The sequence below is a fragment of the Desulfosarcina sp. genome (assembly GCF_046496365.1).
Classification (GTDB): Bacteria; Desulfobacterota; Desulfobacteria; order Desulfobacterales; family Desulfosarcinaceae; genus Desulfosarcina.
Map to the genome: position 1 here is coordinate 1 of NZ_JAWOHB010000084.1, position 2519 is coordinate 2519.

General features: G+C 53.9%; 3 protein-coding genes. All 3 read right to left on the reverse strand.

Features of this window, described 5'->3' with window-relative positions; all coding sequences use genetic code 11:
* On the reverse strand, window positions 1–535 hold a 535-nt coding region (locus R6V78_RS06965; protein ID WP_410288617.1), incomplete at its 3' end, for an ABC transporter permease.
* Window positions 532–1467, reverse strand: a complete 936-nt coding sequence (locus tag R6V78_RS06970) for an ATP-binding cassette domain-containing protein (protein ID WP_410288618.1) — start codon at window positions 1465–1467, stop codon at window positions 532–534. The genes R6V78_RS06970 and R6V78_RS06965, both read right to left, overlap by 4 nt.
* A 5-nt stretch (window positions 1468–1472) precedes the next feature.
* Window positions 1473–2399, reverse strand: coding sequence for an ATP-binding cassette domain-containing protein (locus tag R6V78_RS06975; protein WP_410288619.1), 927 nt, complete (start codon window positions 2397–2399; stop codon window positions 1473–1475).
* Between the last annotated feature and the right edge of the window lie 120 nt (window positions 2400–2519).

Below are 2519 nucleotides of genomic sequence, written 5' to 3' on the forward strand. Positions count from 1 at the left end.
TTTTCAATTCCGGATTGAACCAGACGCGTATGCGGAGTTCAACCGGCATGGTCACCATTTTCAGACCTGCACGCTGGATGCGTTCCTGCTGGATGTTCAGATCGAATCGGGTTGCAACCGCCTTGAGGTAGCCGATGGCAATGGTGGTGGTATTGGCATCCGATCCATTGAACACAGCCTGCACCGGTGCTTTTGCGCCCTGTTTCACCTGACGGGCGAAGCCTGCGGGAATGACCAGCGCCATCAGCGCTTCATCGCGGTTTAATGCGCGGTCGATTTCCTTTTCCCTGTCGATATATCGAATGACCTGAAAATAGCGTGAGTCGCTCAGCTGGTGGATCAGATCGCGGGAAAGAGCGCTTCGGTCCTGATCGAAAATCAGAGTGGAAATGCGGTCCACATCCAGGCTGAGGGCATAGCCGAAAAGGAAAATCATCAGCAGCGGAATGAATAGGGCGCCCATAAGGCTGCGAACATCACGCAGCATCTGAAGAAATTCCTTTTTTGCCAGGGCCTTGACGCGGCGGGGATTCATGGGTTGTCTTCCGATTTTTGGGAAACCAGCGCGACGAAAACGTCTTCCAGCGTCGGCTTGATGATGCGAATACGTTTTGCCTGCAGTCCCGAATCAGCCAGCCATCGCCGCAGGGTGCTTTCCGCATGTTGAATTTTTCTGAGGCGCACGTGCATGCTGCGGCCGAAAACGGCTGCATCCAGTACGCCTTCGATGCCGGCCACGGTTTCAACGGCGGCCAGGACGTCGGCGGTTTCCACTTCGTATACCTCGCCGTCAATATGGTTTTTCTTCAACTGCTGCGGTGTCCCGGCGGCGATGAGCCTGCCGTGGTTGATCAGGCCGATTCGGTTGCAGTATTCAGCCTCTTCCATGTAGTGTGTCGTAACGAACACAGTGACGTTTCTGTCCGCCAGGTCATAAATCAGATCCCAGAAGTTGCGGCGGGTAGCGGGGTCGACTCCTGATGTCGGCTCGTCCAGAAAAATAATAGACGGATTGTGAAGGAGCGCACAGCCGAGCGCCAGCCGTTGCTTGATGCCGCCCGGCAGGTCCCGTGTCATGTGCCGCCGCCGTTCGCCCAGGCCGATTACGTCCAGAATCTCATTGATGCGCCGACGGCACACGCTGTTTTCCAATCCATAGACCCCGCCGAAAAAACGCAGATTTTCCTCGGCCCGAAGGTCTTCATATAAGGAAAAACGCTGGGACATGTAACCCAGCGTTGCCTTTATTTCTTCAGCCCGGCTGAGGATGTCCATTCCAAGCACCCATGCCTTGCCGAATGTGGGTGTCAGCAGGCCGCAGAGTATTCGAATGGTCGTGGATTTGCCGGCGCCGTTCGGTCCCAGGAAACCGAAAATTTCGCCTCGCGCGACCGTCAGGGAGATATGATCGACGGCAATGAAGTCACCGAATTTTTTTACCACGTTTTCCAGATAAACGGCTTCCATGGTGTTCAGACTTCATCTTTGTGGGGAGCAACCAGCGACAGGTAAACATCTTCCAGGGTCGGCTCGATGGCATTCGTTTCAAAATCAGTAATACCAAGGTCCGTCAGATGCTTTTGTACCGCCGGCAGGTCTTCCGGTGTTGACAATAAAATGTGGATTTCCGCTCCAAATACGCTGCTTTGCTTTACCTGCGGAATTCGACGCAGGGCCTTGATGGTTTTGATCCTGTCGGCAGCGCTCAAATTGAACAGAAACCCTTTCATCAGGCTGCGCATGGCCATCGGTTGTAGGATCAGCCTCGCCTTGCCCTTCTCAAACATCGCTACACGATGACAGCGATCCGCTTCATCCAGGTAGGTCGAAGCGACGACGATGGTCACATTCTCCCGCTTCAATTCATACAATATTTTCCAGAAATCTCTGCGCGATACCGGATCGACGCCGTTGGTGGGTTCGTCCAGGAAAAGGATCCGCGGCGTATGGATCAGTGCACAGCTCAGACCGGCTTTTTGTTTCATCCCCCCTGAGAGGTTTCGAAAATAGCGATCCGAAAAAGGAGCCAGGCCGGAAAAATGCAGAAGGCGTTCCATGCGCTCTTTGTAATCCGGCGGCTGAATATCGTACAGCGCCGCATAAAATTGGATGTTTTCGGCCACGGTCAGGTCGTCGTAAAGCCCTGCCGGCTGGGCCATGTATCCTATTTCATGCCGGATGCGTTCCGGGTGACGGGAAACATCCGTTCCCAGAACGGAAACCTTACCGCTGGAGGGCTCGATGAGACCGCACAATATGCGCAGACAGGTTGTTTTTCCTGAACCATCGGGTCCCACCAGCCCAAAAATTTCCCCCGGTTCAACGGAAAAGCTCAATTCGTCTAGCGCACGGTTTCCCGCAAATTCGCGGCAAAGCTTTTCAACCTCGATGATCGGCATGTCCCTTACCTCAACAGGACGTCTACCGGCATGCCGGCCTTGAGTTCTTGATTCGGATTATCAAGCGTGACCTTGATTCGATAGACGAGCTTGGTTCGTTCTTCATCGGTTTGAACGTTC

Excerpts from the sequence above, each read along its gene's own strand:
- R6V78_RS06970 (WP_410288618.1), bottom strand. The coding sequence starts at position 1,467 with ATGGAAGCCGTTTATCTGGAAAACGTGGTAAAAAAATTCGGTGACTTC.
- R6V78_RS06975 (WP_410288619.1), bottom strand. The coding sequence starts at position 2,399 with ATGCCGATCATCGAGGTTGAAAAGCTTTGCCGCGAATTTGCGGGAAAC.